This is a genomic window from Achromobacter sp. GQ309 (genome assembly GCF_059759315.1).
Map to the genome: position 1 here is coordinate 447,290 of NZ_JCAXDP010000001.1, position 17,404 is coordinate 464,693.

At 66.5% G+C, this 17,404-nt stretch carries 17 protein-coding genes; 14 read left to right on the top strand and 3 right to left on the bottom strand.

Annotation, left to right across the window (positions count from 1 at the left end; all coding sequences use genetic code 11):
- Nucleotides 1-162 precede the first annotated feature (162 nt).
- Nucleotides 163-1,137 (top strand): GlxA family transcriptional regulator, encoded by a 975-nt coding sequence (locus AC6CIE_RS02115; protein ID WP_313700921.1) that lies wholly within the window; start codon nt 163-165, stop codon nt 1,135-1,137.
- Between the two features lie 188 nt (nt 1,138-1,325).
- Nucleotides 1,326-2,948: a methyl-accepting chemotaxis protein gene (locus AC6CIE_RS02120; RefSeq protein ID WP_498090943.1), complete on the top strand. Its 1,623-nt coding sequence runs from the start codon at nt 1,326-1,328 to the stop codon at nt 2,946-2,948.
- A 5-nt stretch (nt 2,949-2,953) separates the two neighbouring features.
- Here the strand turns inward: AC6CIE_RS02120 and AC6CIE_RS02125 are convergent, their stop codons facing one another.
- Nucleotides 2,954-3,355: a hypothetical protein gene (locus AC6CIE_RS02125; RefSeq protein WP_498090945.1), complete on the bottom strand. Its 402-nt coding sequence runs from the start codon at nt 3,353-3,355 to the stop codon at nt 2,954-2,956.
- A gap of 237 nt (nt 3,356-3,592) precedes the next feature.
- Between AC6CIE_RS02125 and AC6CIE_RS02130 the strand changes: the two genes are divergently transcribed.
- Nucleotides 3,593-4,180 carry a hypothetical protein gene (locus AC6CIE_RS02130; RefSeq protein WP_498090947.1) on the top strand — a complete coding sequence of 196 codons (588 nt, stop codon included), beginning with the start codon at nt 3,593-3,595 and terminating at the stop codon, nt 4,178-4,180.
- A 16-nt stretch (nt 4,181-4,196) separates the two neighbouring features.
- Nucleotides 4,197-4,877, top strand: coding sequence for an SMI1/KNR4 family protein (locus tag AC6CIE_RS02135; protein ID WP_498090948.1), 681 nt, complete (start codon nt 4,197-4,199; stop codon nt 4,875-4,877).
- Here AC6CIE_RS02135 and AC6CIE_RS02140 read toward each other — a convergent pair whose 3' ends face one another.
- Nucleotides 4,878-5,732 carry a helix-turn-helix domain-containing protein gene (locus AC6CIE_RS02140; RefSeq protein ID WP_175123591.1) on the bottom strand — a complete coding sequence of 285 codons (855 nt, stop codon included), beginning with the start codon at nt 5,730-5,732 and terminating at the stop codon, nt 4,878-4,880.
- A gap of 264 nt (nt 5,733-5,996) precedes the next feature.
- Here AC6CIE_RS02140 and AC6CIE_RS02145 point away from each other — a divergent pair, with 264 nt between their 5' ends.
- The 9 genes from AC6CIE_RS02145 to AC6CIE_RS02185 all read left to right on the top strand — a co-directional run bounded on the left by AC6CIE_RS02145 (nt 5,997) and on the right by AC6CIE_RS02185 (nt 15,001).
- Nucleotides 5,997-6,875, top strand: coding sequence for a fumarylacetoacetate hydrolase family protein (locus tag AC6CIE_RS02145; RefSeq protein WP_481146803.1), 879 nt, complete (start codon nt 5,997-5,999; stop codon nt 6,873-6,875).
- A complete protein-coding gene (locus tag AC6CIE_RS02150; protein WP_498090950.1) occupies nt 6,872-7,657 on the top strand; it encodes an alpha/beta fold hydrolase in 786 nt (261 codons plus the stop codon). Before AC6CIE_RS02145 ends, AC6CIE_RS02150 begins: the two co-directional genes overlap by 4 nt.
- 135 nt (nt 7,658-7,792) lie before the next feature.
- Nucleotides 7,793-9,109: a metal-dependent hydrolase family protein gene (locus tag AC6CIE_RS02155; RefSeq protein WP_175123588.1), complete on the top strand. Its 1,317-nt coding sequence runs from the start codon at nt 7,793-7,795 to the stop codon at nt 9,107-9,109.
- Between the two features lie 155 nt (nt 9,110-9,264).
- Complete coding sequence (blaAMZ, locus tag AC6CIE_RS02160) at nt 9,265-10,455, top strand: AMZ family class C beta-lactamase (RefSeq protein ID WP_498090952.1); 1,191 nt, start codon at nt 9,265-9,267, stop codon at nt 10,453-10,455.
- Between the two features lie 302 nt (nt 10,456-10,757).
- The gene (locus AC6CIE_RS02165; RefSeq protein ID WP_498090954.1) at nt 10,758-11,648 is read left to right on the top strand and encodes a DUF2242 domain-containing protein; all 891 of its coding nucleotides are present in this window, start codon (nt 10,758-10,760) and stop codon (nt 11,646-11,648) included.
- 105 nt (nt 11,649-11,753) lie between these two features.
- Nucleotides 11,754-12,179 carry a CopD family protein gene (locus tag AC6CIE_RS02170; RefSeq protein ID WP_498090956.1) on the top strand — a complete coding sequence of 142 codons (426 nt, stop codon included), beginning with the start codon at nt 11,754-11,756 and terminating at the stop codon, nt 12,177-12,179.
- 313 nt (nt 12,180-12,492) lie between these two features.
- A complete protein-coding gene (locus AC6CIE_RS02175) occupies nt 12,493-13,254 on the top strand; it encodes a MetQ/NlpA family ABC transporter substrate-binding protein (protein ID WP_239213300.1) in 762 nt (253 codons plus the stop codon).
- Between the two features lie 6 nt (nt 13,255-13,260).
- Nucleotides 13,261-14,364, top strand: coding sequence for an ATP-binding cassette domain-containing protein (locus AC6CIE_RS02180; protein WP_495601277.1), 1,104 nt, complete (start codon nt 13,261-13,263; stop codon nt 14,362-14,364).
- On the top strand, nt 14,345-15,001 hold the full coding sequence (locus AC6CIE_RS02185) for a methionine ABC transporter permease (protein WP_175123583.1): 657 nt from the start codon (nt 14,345-14,347) through the stop codon (nt 14,999-15,001). Before AC6CIE_RS02180 ends, AC6CIE_RS02185 begins: the two co-directional genes overlap by 20 nt.
- 33 nt (nt 15,002-15,034) lie before the next feature.
- Here AC6CIE_RS02185 and AC6CIE_RS02190 read toward each other — a convergent pair whose 3' ends face one another.
- Entirely contained in the window at nt 15,035-16,057 is a 1,023-nt protein-coding gene (locus tag AC6CIE_RS02190; RefSeq protein WP_175138129.1) for a hypothetical protein, read from the bottom strand.
- A gap of 140 nt (nt 16,058-16,197) precedes the next feature.
- Here AC6CIE_RS02190 and AC6CIE_RS02195 point away from each other — a divergent pair, with 140 nt between their 5' ends.
- Complete coding sequence (locus AC6CIE_RS02195) at nt 16,198-17,388, top strand: trans-sulfuration enzyme family protein (RefSeq protein WP_279975047.1); 1,191 nt, start codon at nt 16,198-16,200, stop codon at nt 17,386-17,388.
- Nucleotides 17,389-17,404 lie beyond the last annotated feature (16 nt).

A 17,404-nucleotide genomic window follows, 5' to 3' on the forward strand; every position in this document is an offset into this window, starting at 1 on the left:
CTCACGTCCGCGTTGTTCTGGTTTGGGCCGGCACGTCCGCAATCCGTTCCGGCCGCCGTCCGGATTCCTGGATCGGCAGGAACCACTTTATCGGGATCCGCGCGGCTTTCAGATAGGCAATTGCGACAATCTTGCGGGTGGATTGCGTCAGCCTGCAGGCGTATGCTTGGCAACATGAAAAACGTCGCGTTCCTGCTGCCCAAGGGGACCAATATTGCGTCCCTGGAAACCGCGCGCCACGGCTTCATGGTGGCCAACGAATACCTGCGCGCGCACGGCCGCGAGCCGCGGTTCCATGTGCGCACGCTTGCGCTGACGCGCGAGGTCAGCCTGGACGACGGACGCATCAAGGTGCAGGCCGACATGGTGCTGGCCGACGCCACCGACATTCATATCTGCATTGCGCCGCCGCTTCTGGGTTCGGTATCGGACGCGGTCCTGTCGAACCGCGAGCTCATCGAATGGCTGTCGCGCCATCACCGCGAGGGCGGCGAGGTCGCCAGCTTGTGCATGGGCGCCGCGCTGCTCGCCGCGGGCGGCGTGCTCGACGGGCAGCAGGCGGTGGTGCACTGGGTGGCGCAGAATCTGTACGCCAGCCTTTTTCCCACGGTGCAATGGACCAGCGATCGCGTTGTCATGGCGGAAAACGGGGTCTATACGAGCGGCGGCGCATTCTCGGCCGCGCATCTGGTATTGCACCTGATCGAAAAGTACACCGACCGCGATACCGCGATCTGGTGCGCCAAGTACTTCCAGCTGGACTGGAGCCGCCAAAGCCAGTTGCCGTTCTCCGTCTTCATGGGTCAGAAGTCGCACGCGGACGAGATCGTGCGGGCGGTGCAGGAATACATCGAAGGCCGCTACCAGGAAAAGATCACCGTCGAGGAACTGGCCGGCCGCCATGCACTGGGCCGCCGCACGCTGGAGCGGCGCTTCCGCCAGGCCACCGGCAACAGCATCGTGGAATACGTGCAGCGTGTTCGCGTCGAAGCCGCCAAACAGCGGCTGGAAAGCTCGCGCAAGAGCGTCGCCGAAGTCATGTACGAAGTCGGCTACAACGACACCAAGGCCTTCCGCGACATCTTCAACAAATACTGCGGCATGTCGCCCGTGGGATATCGCGAGCGGTATCAATAGCACCGCGATTGCGCGGCAAACACCGCTTGAACCCTGCCGCACGCGGGCCGACGTCAAGCTTGTTTCAGCAGTGTTGCTGCGCCATGCCTTATCTTCGCTGTCTTTGTGGAATCGCAAACAACGCTGTGCGCAAATGTTTGCGAAATGTGTCGGGAAACATAGACTGGGGTTTTCCCTGAGGCCCCTCTATGAAGCTCCGCACCCATTTCGGCAATCTTTCCATCGGCACCAAACTGGGCCTGGGCTTCGGCGTCGTGCTCGCCCTGCTGCTGGCCCTGGCCGGCGTGTCGCATTTCGAACTGACACGCATCGGCAGCATCAACCGCGCCATCACGCAGGAAACCTGGGTGAAGGCCAACGCGATCTCGGTGGTCGACGTCACGACGCGCGCCAACGCCCGCGTCAATCTGGAACTGATCGTCAATGCCGACCCGGCCGCGATGGACAAGCTGTTCCAGCAGATCGAGGCCAACCGTAAGCGCATCGACGACGCCCTGGCCACCCTGCGGCCGTTGATGGCGACGGCCGATGCCAGCGCCCGGCTGCGCACGCTGGAAGAGGCTCGGGGCCGCTACGTGAAGTCCTTCCAGTCGGTGGGCGCCCTGCTCAAGAGTGCTGATCGCGACGGCGCCCGCCAGCGCATGCTGCAAGAGACGTTGCCCATTCTGGACAGCCTGCAGGATCACATCATCGCGTTGTCCCGGGAACAGTCGGCGGACATGGATGAGGCCGGCATTGCAAGCCAGGCCGTCATCCAGGAAGCCGAGCGCCTGAACGTTGGCCTGGCCGGCCTGGCGCTCGCCTTGGGCGCGCTGCTCGCGTGGCGGGTCAGCCGGTCGATCACCCGTCCGCTGGCGCGTGCGGTCAAGGCCGCGGAAACCGTGGCGGGCGGTGACCTGGGCCAGCGGATCGAAGCGGGCTCCCGCGATGAGACCGGGCGCCTGCTTCACGCCTTGCAGGACATGCAGGAGCGGCTGGCGGGCGCCGTCCGTGCGATCCGGCACGGGTCGGAAACGATTTCCAGCGCCTCGGGCCAGATTGCAGCGGGCAACGCCGATCTCTCCAGCCGCACCGAAGAACAGGCGGCATCGCTTGAGGAAACCGCGGCGTCGATGGAAGAGCTGGCCTCGACCGTGAAGCAGAACGCGGACAACGCGCGCCAGGCCAACCACCTTGCAGCCAGCGCATCGGAAATCGCGCTGCGCGGCGGGGCGGCGGTGTCCGCGGTGGTCGGCACCATGCAGGAGATCTCGGCCAGCTCGCACAAGATTTCCGACATCGTGTCGGTGATCGACGGCATCGCGTTCCAGACCAACATCCTTGCGCTCAACGCGGCCGTTGAAGCGGCCCGTGCGGGCGAGGAGGGCAAGGGCTTTGCCGTGGTGGCGGGCGAAGTCCGCTCGCTGGCGCAGCGCAGCGCGCAGGCCGCGCGCGAGATCAAGGCCTTGATCGAGGATTCCGCCGGCAAGGTGGGCGCGGGCGCGCGTCAGGCCGAGGGCGCGGGCGCCACCATGCAAGAGATCGTCACCGCCGTGCAGCAAGTGACGGACATCATGGGCGAGATCGCCGCCGCGTCGCACGAGCAGGCCAGCGGTATCGATCAGGTGAACCTTGCCGTGGCGCAGATGGACGAGGTGACGCAGCAGAACGCGGCGCTGGTCGAGGAAGCCGCCGCGGCCGCCGGCTCGATGCAGGACCAGGCACGCGAGCTGGTGCGGGCGGTGGGCGTGTTCCGCTTGTCCGAAGACGCCACGCGGCGCGGACCGGAGCAAGATCCCACTCGCGCCCCGGGCACGTTGATGCTTGCTTAGCGCCGCTATTTTCCGCAGGCGGCCTGCAACGCCTTCATCTGCGGGCTGCCTGGCGCAAAGCGCACGAACTGAACCTGGCTTTCGTCCAGTGTCTCGTCCTTGACGGTGGTGACCAGGGTGTCGTTCAGGAAGTAGCTGGTGGCCGGCAAGAAGCCGACCTGCGACCGGCGGCAATCGAACAGCACCTCGGTCACCGAACGGTCATAGCGCACGGGCTGTTTGTCCGCGCCCGGAATGGTCTGCGCAGCGGTGTAGCGCAGTTCCATCCTGCCCCGGGCGTTGCCCGACGCTTGCTGTGTGTTGGGCAGGCCCCCGATCCGGATCGAGACGTTGGGGTGATCGGGACGCGGCGGCACGTCGAACCATTGCTGCGCGTGAGCGCCGGAGCCGGCGAGGAGCGCGGCCAAGGTTAAGGCGGAAACTGCAAACGGTAGGCGCATGGATTGTCCGTGATCGAAAGCGGTTTTCTTCTGCCACCGCCCTGTGGCGCTTCAATCGTGCGTCGCCTCGGAGCAGGGCGTTCAAATGTAGCAAAATGCGGTCTGGCGCCGCGTGCGAAGTTCAGTTGCTACCACCCGCGCTACCGTCCGCGCTGACGGCGCGGCAAGATTTATCGCTAATACGTTGTCCAGATACGCATCAACATGAATTCCTTTGAATCCCTCCGGGCGCAGTTCGCCCGGTTTGGCGAACTGCGCCCGCAGCCGCGCGACGCGTGGCAGGGCGACATTGCGCTGCCACAGGTGCTCGCCGACTTTTACGAACAGGTGGGCCCGTGGGGCGCCACCTATCACCAGAACGTGGGACCGGTCGGCATCACGCTTTCCGAAACCAACATCAGCTTTCCGCCGCTCTACAAGCTCTGGGAACGGCAGGCCGGCTATCGCTGGGACGCGTCGAACGGCGAACGCGTTGCCGAATGGCAGGACAACTGGCTGGTGATTGCCGACCAGAACGCGGACCCCTTCATCCTGGACACGGAAACCGGCAAGATTCTTTACGCCATGCACGGCACGGGCGCCTGGGACGCCGACGTGGTGGCGCCCGATCTGCCGACGTTCGCGGCCGCGCTGGCCGCGGTGAGCGTCGTCTGCCTGGAGGCCGACGAAGACCTGCGCAACGATGACTGGGAAATCAGGCCCGAGCATCGGGCGCGTGCGTTGCAGGCGCTGACCATTGTGCTGGGCGACCCCGTCGAGGCCGAATGCTTTCTGGATGTGCTTGAGTTCTGACGAAGGAAGAAGACGAATGGCAACGTTTGCCGAATTGGCCGAGCACTGCGGCGTAGCCTTGCCCGGCATGCTGGCCCGGTTGATCGATGCCGGCCGCACCGGCTATGGCGAGGACAGCGCGGCGTGGCGCGCCGACTGGAAGAGCAACACGCTGGCCGCGCGGCCCGTGCTGTCCTGCATGGATGACCTGGAATGGATCGACGCGCAGCAGGCGCGCGAAACCGCCGAGGAATGGCTCAATCCCGGCTATCAGCACGGCAGGCGCTTTCTGCCGTTTGCAGAGTCCGGCGCGGGCGATGCCTATTGCCTGACGCCCACGGCGGGCGGCGGCGTGGGCGTTGCGCTCGTCTGGCATGACAGCAGCGATGCGCGCGTGGCGTGGGTGTCATTCGAGGCGTTTGTGTTCGACGCGCTGGTGCGTAGCGCGGCGGACGTGGGGCATCTTGTCGAGGATGGCTTCACGGCGGCCGAGGCGGTGGCTTGTGTCGCGGCGAACATCAACGCATTGAAGGAATACCTGCCGCCGGTGATGCAGGTGGAACTGGACCGGTTGATGGCGGATGCCCCGCCAGCGCCGGCGGACGGGGCGACGGTTTGGATCGATGAAGCGTCCGCTAGCGCGGCGTTGGCGCTGTTGCCGGTGGCAGAAGATGCGCCTTTTGAGGTGGTTCCGCGTTGGGAGTGCGGAGAAGCGTAGTCAGGGAATCCCCGTCAGCAGATGCGGCGCAGACCCGGAGGCCGCGCGCCGGAAGCGCGACGGCGACACGCCCATGTGATCGCGAAAGAACCGCGAGAAGTTGCCGGGCGTCGAAAACCCCAGGTCCATCGCCACCGAGGTCAGCGGCTGTTCCTGCTGGACCAGCCTGCGCACGGCTTCCTCCACGCGCACCGCGCTCCAGAACACCTGCGGCGTGGTGTTGAGCTGGTCCCGGAAGAGCGCAAAGAAGTGGCCTCGCGACAGCCCCACCTTGCTGGCGATATCTTCCACGGCAACCGGTTCGTGGACGTTTTCGCGCATGTACAGGATGGCAGTGCGAAGCCGCCGGTCCAGCGTCTGCGGGCGGGAGGCCGCGCCGGGCGGGCGCCTGGCCTGGGAGGACGATTCGATCGCCGCCTGCAGCAGCGCTTCGACCTCGGCGTCGATGTCGGCGCGCGGATGGTCCTGCGGCGCGACGATCTTGTCCAGCAGGCTCCAACAGCCCTGGCGCACGGCCGGATCGATTGGCACGCCGGGCGCGGTGAAATGAAACGGGCGGCCGGTGGCGGCGCGGCGCTCGTCCAGCCAGGGCTTGGCGATGTACAGGACAAGGAAGACGGCCGGACCCGAGCGGTCGAGCAGGCGGGCGTCATGGGATTCGTAGGTGTTGGTGCCCAACGCCAGGTGTTCGCTGTAAGGCACCAGTTTCGAGCCGACGTGCGCCTCGGCTCTTGCGCCGCCCAGCCACAGGGCAAGCTGCACTTCCGCATGCGCATGCGCAATCAAATCCCCGCGCAGCTCCAGCACGACCGCGCGGCCGAACGCGCCTTCGTGCAAGGCGTAAGTCTCTTGCATGATCTGTCTCCCAGTTTCTGATCGGGCGATGAGCGCGCGCTCGCCTCGCCGGGGCCACCTGTCCGCCGGGGCCTTCTGCGGGAATTTTATGGGCGTGGTTTCGGGCATTGCCGGGCTCTAGGTGTATACACCTATCACGCCATCTGACTCTGCGATAAGTTCCCGCACCGAACGATAAGCGCGGCCACGCCGGCGCTCCTAAAGTCGCGCTGACGGCGAGGCATGAACCGCTCGCCGATTTTCCGAAGCACGAAGGAGACTGCGGTGCGCATTGCAAGTTACTTGATGAATGGAGAGCCCGGCGTCGGCCTGGTCTCGGACGACGGCCTGACGGTCGCGCCGCTGGCGCTTGACGACGCGGGCAGGCAGCTCGGCGCGCAGGCCGTGATCGACCTGTTGACGGCGGGCCACCCGCTGCCCGGCACGTTGGCGCCGCTGCGCCTGTCCGACGTCGACCTGCGGGCGCCGCTGCCCCGGCCTCGGCGCAACGTCTGGTGCGTGGGGCGCAACTACCACGCGCATGCAAAGGAGTTGTCTGCGTCCGTCTTCAAGGACAACGACGCCAATCCGGAATCGTGGCCCATCGTCTTCACCAAGGTGCCGGAATGCGTGGTGGGGCCGCGTGCGCAGGTCCTGCTGCCGGTCGGCGTGTCCGCGCAGATCGACTACGAGGCCGAGCTGGGCGTGGTCATCGGCAAGACGGGCAAGAACATCGCGCGCGGCGCCGCCATGGATCACGTCTTCGGCTACACCGTCATCAACGACGTCACCGCCCGCGACGTGCAGATGCGGCACCAGCAATGGGACATGGGCAAGTCGTTTGATACCTTCTGTCCGATGGGGCCGTGGATCGTCACCGCGGATGCGTTCGATGGGACGAGAACGCGCGTGCGCTGCTGGGTCAACGGCGAACTCCGGCAGGACGGTCCCACGGAAAACATGATCTTCGACATCCCGGCTTTGATCGAAACGATCTCGCGCGGCATCACGCTGTACCCGGGCGACGTGATTGCCACCGGGACGCCGGCGGGTGTCGGCATGGGCATGACGCCGCCCCGGTATCTGGCAACCGGCGACGTGGTGCGCGTGGAGGTGGAAGGGCTGGGCAGCATCGAGAACGAATTCGTGGAGAAGGCGTCATGACGACAACGACGATCAATGGCCTGACGGTGGAAGTCGACGGCGACGGGCCCGCATTGCTGTGCATCCACGGGCTGGGCGGCTCGTCCAACACCTGGACGCCGCTGATGGGCGCGTTGACGGGGTATCGCGTCATCCGCCCGGATCTGCCCGGCAGCGCCAGGTCGCCTTTGCCGGATGGCGAACTGTCCATCGCGGGCTATGTCGATGCGCTGGTCGCGGTGCTGAAAGCGCTGGATTGCGGCGCGGTGCACGTTGCGGCGCATTCGTTGGGGACCATCGTCGCGCAGCATCTGGCGTTGAAGGAACCGGCCCAGGTCCGGTCGCTGGTGCTGTTCGGGCCGCTGGCCGAACCGCCGGAGGCGGGGAGGCCGGGCATCCGGGCACGCGCGGCGCTGGCCCGGCAGGGCGCGCCTGCCATGCAGGAGATCGCCGATGCCATCGTCAAAGGCGCCACCAGCCGCCGCACCAAGGCGGATCTGCCGGCGGTGCTGGCCCTGGTCCGCGAAAGCGTGATGCGGCAGCCGCCGGACGGGTATGCGCAAAGCTGCGAAGCGCTGGCCGACGCGAAGTCTGCCGATCTTGAACGCCTGGACGTGCCGGTGCTGCTGGTGACGGGGGACGAGGACGGCGTGGCGCCGCCAGCGAACGTGCAGGTGATGGCAGGGCGTATCCCGGGCAGCCGCTGCACCATCGTGCCGGACTGCGGGCACTGGACCACGTTTGAGCAGCCGGGTGCCTGCATCGAAGCGTTCCAGGCGTTTCATTCGGGCCTGGTCCGGTGAGGCGCGGCTGACTGCCAGGCTCGCCGTACCTGGTCCGCAGCACCGGCTTCGCAGCTTCGATCCGCAGCACCGATTTCGCATCAACACTTTTCATACAAAAATTCCGGCCCTGCGCGGGCCAGGAGGAGACTACGCATGTCCAAAATCGCAATTACCAATGCCGTCATCTTTGACGGAAGCGGCGACGACGTCTTTGACGGAGAGATACTCATCGACGGCGGCCGCATCGCCGAGGTGGCGCGCCTGCCCGAACGCGTCAACCGGGACGGCGCCCGCGTCATCGATGGCAAAGGCCGGTTCCTGATGCCGGGCATGACTGAGGCGCACACGCATTTCTCGTGGAATGACCAGCCCACGCTGGCGGCCATTCAGTTCATGCCGCCCGAGGAGCACATCCTCTGGTGTGTCCGCGTGGCCAAGCGCTATCTGGAAATGGGGTGGACGTCCGCCATTGGCGCGGCGGCGGCCAAGCCGCGGCTGGACGTGGTGCTGCGCAACGCGATCGAGGCCGGCGAGTGCCCGGGGCCGCGCTACCTGGCTGGCAGCCAGGAGATCACGACCATCGGCGCGCTGGGCGACAACACCTTGCCGCACATGCACTTCGAGGAGCTGAGCTTTGGCAGCGTCTGCAGCGGTCCCGAAGAGATTCGCCGCTCGGTCCGGACGTTCATCAAGTACGGCGTCGACCATCTGAAGATCAATCTGTCGGGCGAATACATCGCCGGCCTGCCGGCCGAAATGTCGCCCTTTGCGGAAGACGAGATCGCCATGCTGGCGTCGGAGGCCAAGCGGTACGGCAAGCGGATCGCGGCCCACGCGCGGTCCAGCGAATCGGTCAAGCAATGCGTGCGCCACGGCATCGAAATGGTCTATCACGCCAGCTTCGCGGACGACGAAGCGCTGGACATGCTGGAGGCCAACAAGGACAAGCATTTCGTCGCGCCGGGCATCGGCTGGCTGGTCCGTACCGCTTATCATGCGTCCGACTACGGCATCACGCCCGCCATAGCCGAAAGCATGGGCTACAAGCGCGAGCTGGAAATCGCCGCGGAGAGCCTGCGCAAGATGCACAAGCGCGGCATACGCATCCTGCCGGGCGGCGACTACGGATTCGCCTGGATGCCGCACGGCACGAATGCCAACGACCTCCAATACTTCGTTGACTACATCGGCATGACGCCGGTCGAGGCGCTGGTCGCGGCCACGCGGCTGGGCGGGCAAATCATGCAGCGGCCTGACGAGCTGGGGATGCTGCGGGCGGGGTATCTGGCCGACGTCGTCATGGTGGACGGCAACCCGCTGCACGATCTGTCGCTGCTGGTAGATCCCGCGCGGATCGTTCTGGTGATGAAGGAGGGGAAAGTCTGCAAAGACATAGTCGGCACGGTGCAGGACGGCACGGGGATCGGGAATGCGGCTCAGCCGCTGCGCGCGGAGCCGGCCTTAGCCTGACGCAGGGCGCAGGGCGAAGGCGCGCCTGCGCCAGGCCCTGAGGCCACGGCAGGGAGGGAAAAATGCGCGTGGATGGACGCGCGTCGCGGTACGATTCAGCATCGCCGCGCCGCCCATCCCGCCGGTTTGTCCGTCCCCCTCCCTGAGAACGTTGCATGACCACCCGTAGACACCTCTGCGCCGGCCTGCTTTGCGCCGGCCTTCTTCCCGTTGTGTCCGGTCCCGCCCTTGGCCGCTCTGAATTGCCCTACATCGACAGCGTCGTGAACGAAGCGGCCCGCGCGGTCATGCGGCAGCACGACATCGCGGGCATGGTGATCGCCGTCACGCATCAGGGCCGCCAGCGCTTCTACACCTACGGCGTCGAATCGCTGGAAACGCGGCGCGCGGTCACTCGGGACACGCTCTTCGAGCTGGGGTCGATCAGCAAGACCTTCACCGCGACGCTCGCCACCTACGCGCAGGCCAAGGGGCTGCTGACGCTGACCGACAGCCCGGCGCGGTTCGTGCCTGAGCTTGCCGGCACCGCGTTCGCCAAGCTGACGCTGGTGAACCTGGCCACGCACACCACGGGCGGCTTCCCGTTGCAGGTGCCCGACGACGTGCGCGATAACGCGCAACTGATGCAATACCTGAAGGCATGGAAGCCCGAACACGCGCCGGGCACGTATCGGACGTATGCCAACCCCAGTATCGGCATGCTGGGCGTCGTGGCCGCCGCCAGCATGAAGCAGCCGTTTTCGCAGGCGATGGAAAAGGACCTGTTTCCGAAGCTGGGTCTGTCCAGCACGTACATCAACGTGCCCGCCGCCAAGATGTCGCGCTATGCGCAGGGCTACAACAAGCAGGGCGCGCCGGTGCGCGTGAATCCCGGCGTGCTCGCGGCCGAGGCCTACGGCGTCAAGTCCAGCGCGCGCGACATGCTGCGCTTCGTTGAAGCCAGCATGGACATGGATGTGCTGGACAAGGACATCCGCCGCGCGCTCGCCGACACCCACGTCGGCTATTACCAGGTGGGCGGCATGACGCAGGACATGGCGTGGGAACAGTTTCCGTATCCGGTGGCGCTGGACACGCTGCTGACGGCCAACGCCGGCACGCTGAACAGCCAGAGCCATCCGGCCCAGGCGCTGCAACCGCCGTTGGCGCCGCTGGCCGAGAGTTGGATCAACAAGACGGGCTCGACCAACGGCTTTGGCGCCTATGTGGCGTTTGTGCCCGCGCGCAAGTTGGGCATCGTCATTCTGGCCAATCGCAACTATCCGAACGAAGCGCGCGTGCGGTTGGCGGCGGAAATCCTGGGCGAGCTGGACGAGCAGCCGTCCTCGGCCCGCGCCGCGCGTTGATTGCGGGTTTGCGCCGCACGCCGGCAGCAGGCCCGCGGCGCATCGGCATGGTTCAGGAACGTGTGCACTGACGCGTTGCGAAGGGTGTTGCGCGCGGGCCATGGAATGGCGCGCCGATTTCGATACGAATTACGACGTGTGCCGGTACGGGATGCGCCCGCCGGCACGCAGGGGGAACCGCTTTGGCGGTCATGACGGACCGCTCGAACCTGTTTCAACATATCTCCGGCGTATCCCGTCCCCAATAAATAAACGGATTTCTTGTCCGATAATGCAGGTCGTCGCCCCACGCCGGACCTCTCATGCCTCGCGTCACCCGCCGTATCACTTTTCCGTTGTTTGCCACGCTGACGGCCGTCCTGGCCGGATGTTCTTCCCCCAAGCCCGTCTACGAACGCGAGGACTTCGCGCAAACGGATACGTATTCGCGTAGCGTTCCGGCGGCCAGCAGCGCCGCGTGCGACGCGGGCCGGCGCGCCTTGCTTAGCCAGGGCTATCTCATCGACAAGTACGAGCCGTCTCGCGTCACGGGCCACAAGAACTTCGAGGGCGAGGACGGGCAGCATACGCAGATCAGCTTCAACGTCGAATGTGCATCGGACGGCGGTGCGAGCGACCGCACCACCGTATTTGCGAACGCCGTGCAGGACCGCTATTCGATCAAACGCACCGGCAACTCGGCCAGCGTGGGCGTCAGCGTGTTGGGCCAGGTGTCCATGCCGTTTGGGGGCAGCGACGATTCGCTGGTCAAGACCGCCAGCCAGACGGTGACGCGGCCCAAGTTCTATGACGGGTTCTTCCAGTTGCTGCAGCGGTTCCTGCCGGATGCCCAGGCGGCTGCCGCGCCGCATGAGCCGCCCGTGCGGACGAAGCGCGCCGCGCCCAAGTCCGCCCCGGCGCCCGCGCCCGCAGACCCGGTGGTGGCTCCGAATGCGCCGGCGGATACGTTGAATCCGACGGAGGCTGGCGGTGACAAGCCAGCACCGGCTGGCGATGCAGCGCCTGCGAAGACGCCTACGGGGGGAGCGCCTGCCGCAGGGTCGCCTGCCGCAGGATCGCCTGCCGCAGGTTCGCCTGTCCAAGGGGCGCCGGCTGCCGGATCGGCCACGGAAAAAGCGCCCGCAGCAGCGACGCCCGATACGGGTTCGCCTGCCGCCCCAGCCACGCCGCCCGCGCCGCAGTCCGGCAACTAACGCCCCACACCCTGGCGCATCGACCGCCGCCCGGTTTGCCGTATCGCAAACTGCCTGCGCGCACGCGCCGCACGGGTCTTCCGGCGAGCGGCGATAATGCCGCGCATGACATATCAACTCCTCAAAATGGCCCACGTCGCGGCCGCTGTCGCGTGGCTTTGCGGCTCGCTCTTCGTTGCCCTGTTTCTTCTGACCTCGCAGCCGCAGGAAGGCGAAGATGCGCCGAAGGAACGCAAGATGCTCCACGCGCTACGCCGCTGGACGCTCTACGTCACCACGCCCGCCATGGTCATCACCTGGCTCATCGGCCTGCATCTGGCCATGACCTTCGGGTGGTTCGCAATGAACTGGATCTGGATCAAGGTGGCCTTTGCGCTGAGCCTGTCGGCGTTGCTCGGCATGCAAAGCGCATCGCTGCGGCGCATGGCCGGCGGCAGCGGCAAGCGGCCGCCCCTGATCGATCTGCAGGCGCCTTATGTCGTGCTGGCGGCGACGGCCATCGTGACGCTGGCGGTGGTCAAGCCGTTCTGATCGACCCGGCCTGATCGACCCGGCCTGACTGCGCGTTCGGCACCGCGCCGGCGCGCCATATGCCAACGCGCCATATCCAAAAAACCCCGTAATAACGACTCAACCAACTATTCGTTCGCGCGCATAAGCCCCGTCCCTAGAATCGTCTCTCTCATAACTGCGTTGACTTAGAGGCGATTCCATCATGACTATCCGTATTCTTGCCGCCGGGGCTTCCGCGGACGCAGGCGTTTCCCAAGGCGCGCAGCAATCGCGCATGGCATGGACGCCGCTGTTCAAGCGCCTCTTGGGCGCCGTGCTGGCCTCGGCCGCCATGTTCCACGGCCCGGCGTTCTCGGCAGACCCGAAGCCGCTCAAGGTGGGTGTGCGCGGCGGCGTGGACGAGCAGATCTGGGAAGTGGTGACGCAGGTGGCCAAGAAAAACGGCCTGGCCGTCGAGCCCGTCGTCATCACCGGCACCGCGAGCCCGAACGAAGCGCTGAACAACGGCGACCTGGAAGCCAACGCCTTCCAGCACATTCCCTTCCTGAACGACCAGATCAAACAGCGCGGCTACAAGCTGGTGCCGGTCGCCAACACGCTGATCTCGCCCATCGCGTTCTATTCGAAGAAATACAAGTCGCTCAAGGACTTGCCGGAGGGCGCGAAGGTCGGCATTCCCAATGACCCCAGCAACCAGACGCGCGCGCTGGTCATCCTGCGCGACCAGGGCCTGATCACGCTGAAAGACGGTTTCGACCCGGCCACCGGCACCGCCACGCTGGCCGACGTGACGTCCAATCCCAAGAAGCTCAACTTCGTGGAAAGCGCATCGGTCGTGCTGGCGCGTTCGCTGCCCGACGTGGACACCGCGGCCATCGTCAACAGCTTTGCGTACCAGGCCGGGCTGATCGCCACGCGCGACGGCATCGCGGTCGAGAAGAAAGAAAACAATCCGTACGTGAACATCATCGTCGTGCGCGAGAAGGACAAGGACGCGCCGTGGGTGCCCGCGCTGGTCAAGGCGTATCACTCGGAAGAGGTTCGCCAGTTCATCCTGACCAAGTTCGAAGGTTCGGTGATTCCGGTCTTCTAAGCCAAGATGCAACGCGAACTTTCCCTGGCCGCGGACGCGGCCGGCGCAGCGCCATCGCCGGGGCGCGACGCGCACATCGTGTTCGAGGGCCTGCAAAAGCAATATCAAGGGCCCGCGGGCCCCGTCGTGGCGCTGTCGGACGTGTCGTTCTCGATCGCGCGCGGCGAGGTGTTCGGCATCATCGGCCGCAGCGGCGCGGGCAAGTCGACGCTGCTGCGCTCGATCAACATGCTGGAACGTCCCAGCGCCGGCCGCGTGCGGGTGGACGGCGTGGACGTGGGCAGCCTGGACGAGGATGCGCTCGTCGGCCTGCGCCGCCGGATCGGCATGATCTTCCAGCACTTCAATCTGTTGTCCGCCAAGACGGTGGCCGAGAACGTCGCGCTGCCGCTACGCGTGGCCGGCGTGAAGCCCGCCGCGGCGCGGGCGCGGGTCGAAGCGCTGCTTGAGATGGTGGGCCTGCGGGACAAGGCCGACGTGTATCCGTCAAAGCTGTCCGGCGGCCAGAAGCAGCGCGTGGGCATTGCGCGGGCGCTGGTCCACGAGCCCGAGATCCTGCTGTGCGACGAGGCGACCTCCGCGCTCGATCCCGAAACCACGCAGTCGATCCTGGGCCTGCTGCTGGACATCAACCGCAAGCTGGGCCTGACTGTCGTGCTGATCACGCACGACATGGCCGTGATCCGCGAGGTCTGCCACAACGTGCTGGTGCTGGACGGCGGCCGCAACGTCGAACTGGGCGAAGTGTGGCGCGTGTTCGGCAACCCCCAGGCCGACGCCACGCGCGCCCTGCTGCGGCCGTTGCAGCACGACCTGCCCGCGGACCTGGCGGCCAAGCTGGTGCCCGACCTGCAAGGACGCCCCGGCGTCGCGGTGCTGCGCCTGCGCTTCACCGGACAGGACCGGCCGGAGGGCGTGTCGCTTCAGGCACTGGCGGCAATGGGACCGGGCGCCACGCTGCTGCACGGCGGACTGGACCGGCTGCGCGGCCATGCGCAGGGCAGTCTGCTGGTGTCCGTGCCCGCGCACGCGCTACAGGAAGAGGCCGCGCGCGCCGCGCTGGTGGCCGATCAGATCAAGGTGCTGGGCTATGTCGCTACCGATGCTTGACAAGTACCTGCAGGCGTTTCTGCAGACCCTGACCATGGTGAGCATTTCCGCCGCCATCGCCATCGCGACCGGCCTGGCGCTGGCCGTGGTGCTGACCATCACGGCGCCCGGCAATCTCTACCCGCGTCCGCGGTTCAACAAGGCGCTGTCGATCACAGTCAACACGTTCCGCGCCATCCCGTTCATCATCCTGCTGGTGGCGATGCTGCCGTTCACGCGCTTTTTGGTCGGCACGACGCTGGGCACATGGGCCGCGATCGTGCCGCTGTCGGCCAACCTGATTCCATTCTTTGCGCGCATTGCGCAGGTCAGCCTGAACGACGTGGACCCCGGTCTGGTCGAGGCGGCGCGCGCCATGGGCTGCCGGCGCTGGCACATCGTGCGGCACGTGCTCCTGCCCGAGGCGCTGCCGGGCATCATCGGCGGCATGACGGTCAGCGTCATCGCCATGATCAACGCGTCGGCGATGGCGGGCGCGGTGGGGGCGGGCGGCCTGGGCGACCTGGCGATCCGCTATGGCTATGAGCGCTACGAGACCCGGGTGATGTTCGAGGTGATCGTCATCCTGATTGCGCTGGTGTCGATTGTGCAGTTCACCGGCGAGTGGCTGTCACGCCGCGCCGACCACAAGCGGTGAACGATGCGAGCCGCGCGCGTGACATCGTCCGGTTCAGCGCAACGGCGCTTGCGGCATGGCGGCCAGCGACTGCGTCGCCAGCTTCTCCTGCTCGCCGGCCAGCCGGTTGACGGCGTCCTGATGCTGATGAAAGCGCGCCAGGTCGGCGTCGCGGCCGAACATCAGCTCGTCGCGGTCCGCGTACCAGAACTGCCGGTTGTCATCGAGCAGCGTGATCATCATCCCGAACTCGTGCAGGATCTGCGTCTCCAGGTCCCAGACGCGCGCCAGCTTTTCGGTGCTGGCCGCCCGCGAGTCCTGCAGCGCCTTCAGGATCTTGTCCTTTTCCGGCTCGGATATGGTCAGCGAGCGCACCAGCGCCGGCATGCCGTCCAGCACTTCCATGCTTTGTTCGCGGTACCCCGGTACAAGCTTTTCTGCCTGTTCCAGGATCAGGCGGCTTTCGATCAGGCCCGAGTCGCGCGCCAGCCGCCGGGCGTCGAACAGCTTGGGCAAGCCGATTTCCTTGAGTTCCTGCAGGTAGGCGCGATGCTGCGCCAGCCGTTTGCCCGCGATGGTCTTCATGGCCCGTTCCATTTCGCCGTACGGGCCGGTGGCTTTGGGCGAGGGGTCGATGGCGGGTACGTCCTCGGGCGCGCCACTGCCGCCACCGGCCTGCAGGCGCAGCGCGTCGATGGCTTTGCGGATTTCGGTGTTGGCAATGTCGCGCTGGCGGTTGTCGTGGTTGCGTTCGGCAAGCGGCCCGGCCACGGCAGCCAGCAGAAATACCCCCGTGCCCAGCATGATGCGCAAGCGGTTGCGCGGCGTGCGAAAGCGCTTCCAGATCGAAAAGACCCCCAGGACGACAAACGGCAGGAGGCCCAGCAGGATGGCCCCGCCGAAGGCCAGCTTGGCCACGTCCAGCATGGTGGCGGGCCGGCTGCTGTAGACCGCCCACGCCAGCACCCCGGAATAGACCAGACAGGTGGCGGCCTTGAGCAGCCAGCCGGGTTGGGGCGGTGTCGCGGGGGGAACCGCCGGGCCGGCGGCCGTGGCGGGCGCTTGCGGGTCGTTCATGTCGCGCACGAAAACGGGGATACGGCGTTTGACTGTAAAGACTCGCTTCGGCCCCGTCAATGCCGCGGGCTGGCGGCAATTTCCGATTTCCAGGCAGGCGCGATGCGCCCCTGCACCCACCCATGACAGGAGTGAACACCATGACCGACCCCGCGCAGCAGGGTTTTGCGACTCGCGCCATCCACCTGGGCTACGACCCGCTGGACGAACAGGGCGCGCTGTCGCCGCCGCTGTATCTGACGTCCACCTACACGCAGGACAGCATCGAGGCCTTCGACCGGATCCGGCTCGGCGAGGCCCAAGGCTATGTCTACGGCCGGACGCGGAATCCGACGCAGGCGCTGCTGGAAGAGCGGCTGGCATCGCTGGAAGGCGCCGAGGCCGGCGTGGTCACGGCGTCGGGCATGGCGGCCATTTCGGCCACCCTGTTCTCGCTGCTGCAAAGCGGGGACGAGATCGTGGTCGACCAGATCGTCTATGGCACGGCCTTCACGCTGTTCACGCAGGGGCTGTCCCGATTCGGCGTGCGCGCCGTATTCGCGGATTTCACCCAGCCGCAGTCCGTGGCCGCGGCCATCGGCCCCAAGACCCGGGCGGTGTACTTCGAGACCCCCGCCAACCCGAATCTGCGCCTGGTGGACATTGCGGCCATCTCGGCCATCGCGCGTGGCAAGGGGCTGCTGACCATCGTCGACAACACCTTCGCCACGCCGGTGCTGCAGCGGCCGCTTGAGCACGGTGCGGACATCGTGCTGCATTCGGCCACCAAGTACCTGGGCGGGCACGGCGACCTGCTGGCGGGCGCGGTGGTGGGCCGCAAGCAGCACATCGACGCCATCCGGCTGCAAGGCCTGCGCTATTTCACGGGCGCGACGCTGTCGCCGTTCACGGCGTTCCTGGTGCTGCGCGGGATCAAGACGCTGGAGCTGCGGGTGCAGCGCCATAGCGAGTCCGCGCTGAAGGTGGCCAAGCTGCTGCGCGAGCATCCGGCGGTGGCCGACGTGTTCTATCCGGGCCTGTCCGGCACGGCAGGCGCCGACATTGCACAGCGCCAGCAGGCGGCGGGCGGCGGGTTGGTGGCTTTTGAGCTGAAGGGTGGCCTTGCGGCGGGAAAGACGCTGCTGAACAGCCTGAAGCTGGCGCGCATCGCGGTCAGCCTGGGCGATCCCGAGACGCTGATCCAGCATCCGGCGTCGATGACGCATGCCAGCTACTCGGCCGAGGACCGCGAACGCTATGGGCTGTCGGAAGGCCTGCTGCGGCTGTCGGTCGGGCTGGAAACGCCGGCGGATATTTTGGCGGATCTCAAGCAGGGGCTGGATCGCGTGTAGCCGGGCCGGGCATCGG

Coding starts and splice junctions, on each gene's coding strand:
- AC6CIE_RS02135 (WP_498090948.1), top strand. CDS start 4,197: ATGGCAACGTTTGCCGAATTGGCCGAGCACTGCGGCGTAGCCTTGCCC.
- AC6CIE_RS02180 (WP_495601277.1), top strand. CDS start 13,261: ATGCAACGCGAACTTTCCCTGGCCGCGGACGCGGCCGGCGCAGCGCCA.
- AC6CIE_RS02130 (WP_498090947.1), top strand. CDS start 3,593: ATGAATTCCTTTGAATCCCTCCGGGCGCAGTTCGCCCGGTTTGGCGAA.
- AC6CIE_RS02175 (WP_239213300.1), top strand. CDS start 12,493: ATGTTCCACGGCCCGGCGTTCTCGGCAGACCCGAAGCCGCTCAAGGTG.
- AC6CIE_RS02185 (WP_175123583.1), top strand. CDS start 14,345: ATGTCGCTACCGATGCTTGACAAGTACCTGCAGGCGTTTCTGCAGACC.
- AC6CIE_RS02115 (WP_313700921.1), top strand. CDS start 163: ATGCTTGGCAACATGAAAAACGTCGCGTTCCTGCTGCCCAAGGGGACC.
- AC6CIE_RS02150 (WP_498090950.1), top strand. CDS start 6,872: ATGACGACAACGACGATCAATGGCCTGACGGTGGAAGTCGACGGCGAC.
- blaAMZ (WP_498090952.1), top strand. CDS start 9,265: ATGACCACCCGTAGACACCTCTGCGCCGGCCTGCTTTGCGCCGGCCTT.
- AC6CIE_RS02190 (WP_175138129.1), bottom strand. CDS start 16,057: ATGAACGACCCGCAAGCGCCCGCCACGGCCGCCGGCCCGGCGGTTCCC.
- AC6CIE_RS02155 (WP_175123588.1), top strand. CDS start 7,793: ATGTCCAAAATCGCAATTACCAATGCCGTCATCTTTGACGGAAGCGGC.
- AC6CIE_RS02170 (WP_498090956.1), top strand. CDS start 11,754: ATGACATATCAACTCCTCAAAATGGCCCACGTCGCGGCCGCTGTCGCG.
- AC6CIE_RS02165 (WP_498090954.1), top strand. CDS start 10,758: ATGCCTCGCGTCACCCGCCGTATCACTTTTCCGTTGTTTGCCACGCTG.
- AC6CIE_RS02120 (WP_498090943.1), top strand. CDS start 1,326: ATGAAGCTCCGCACCCATTTCGGCAATCTTTCCATCGGCACCAAACTG.
- AC6CIE_RS02140 (WP_175123591.1), bottom strand. CDS start 5,732: ATGCAAGAGACTTACGCCTTGCACGAAGGCGCGTTCGGCCGCGCGGTC.
- AC6CIE_RS02195 (WP_279975047.1), top strand. CDS start 16,198: ATGACCGACCCCGCGCAGCAGGGTTTTGCGACTCGCGCCATCCACCTG.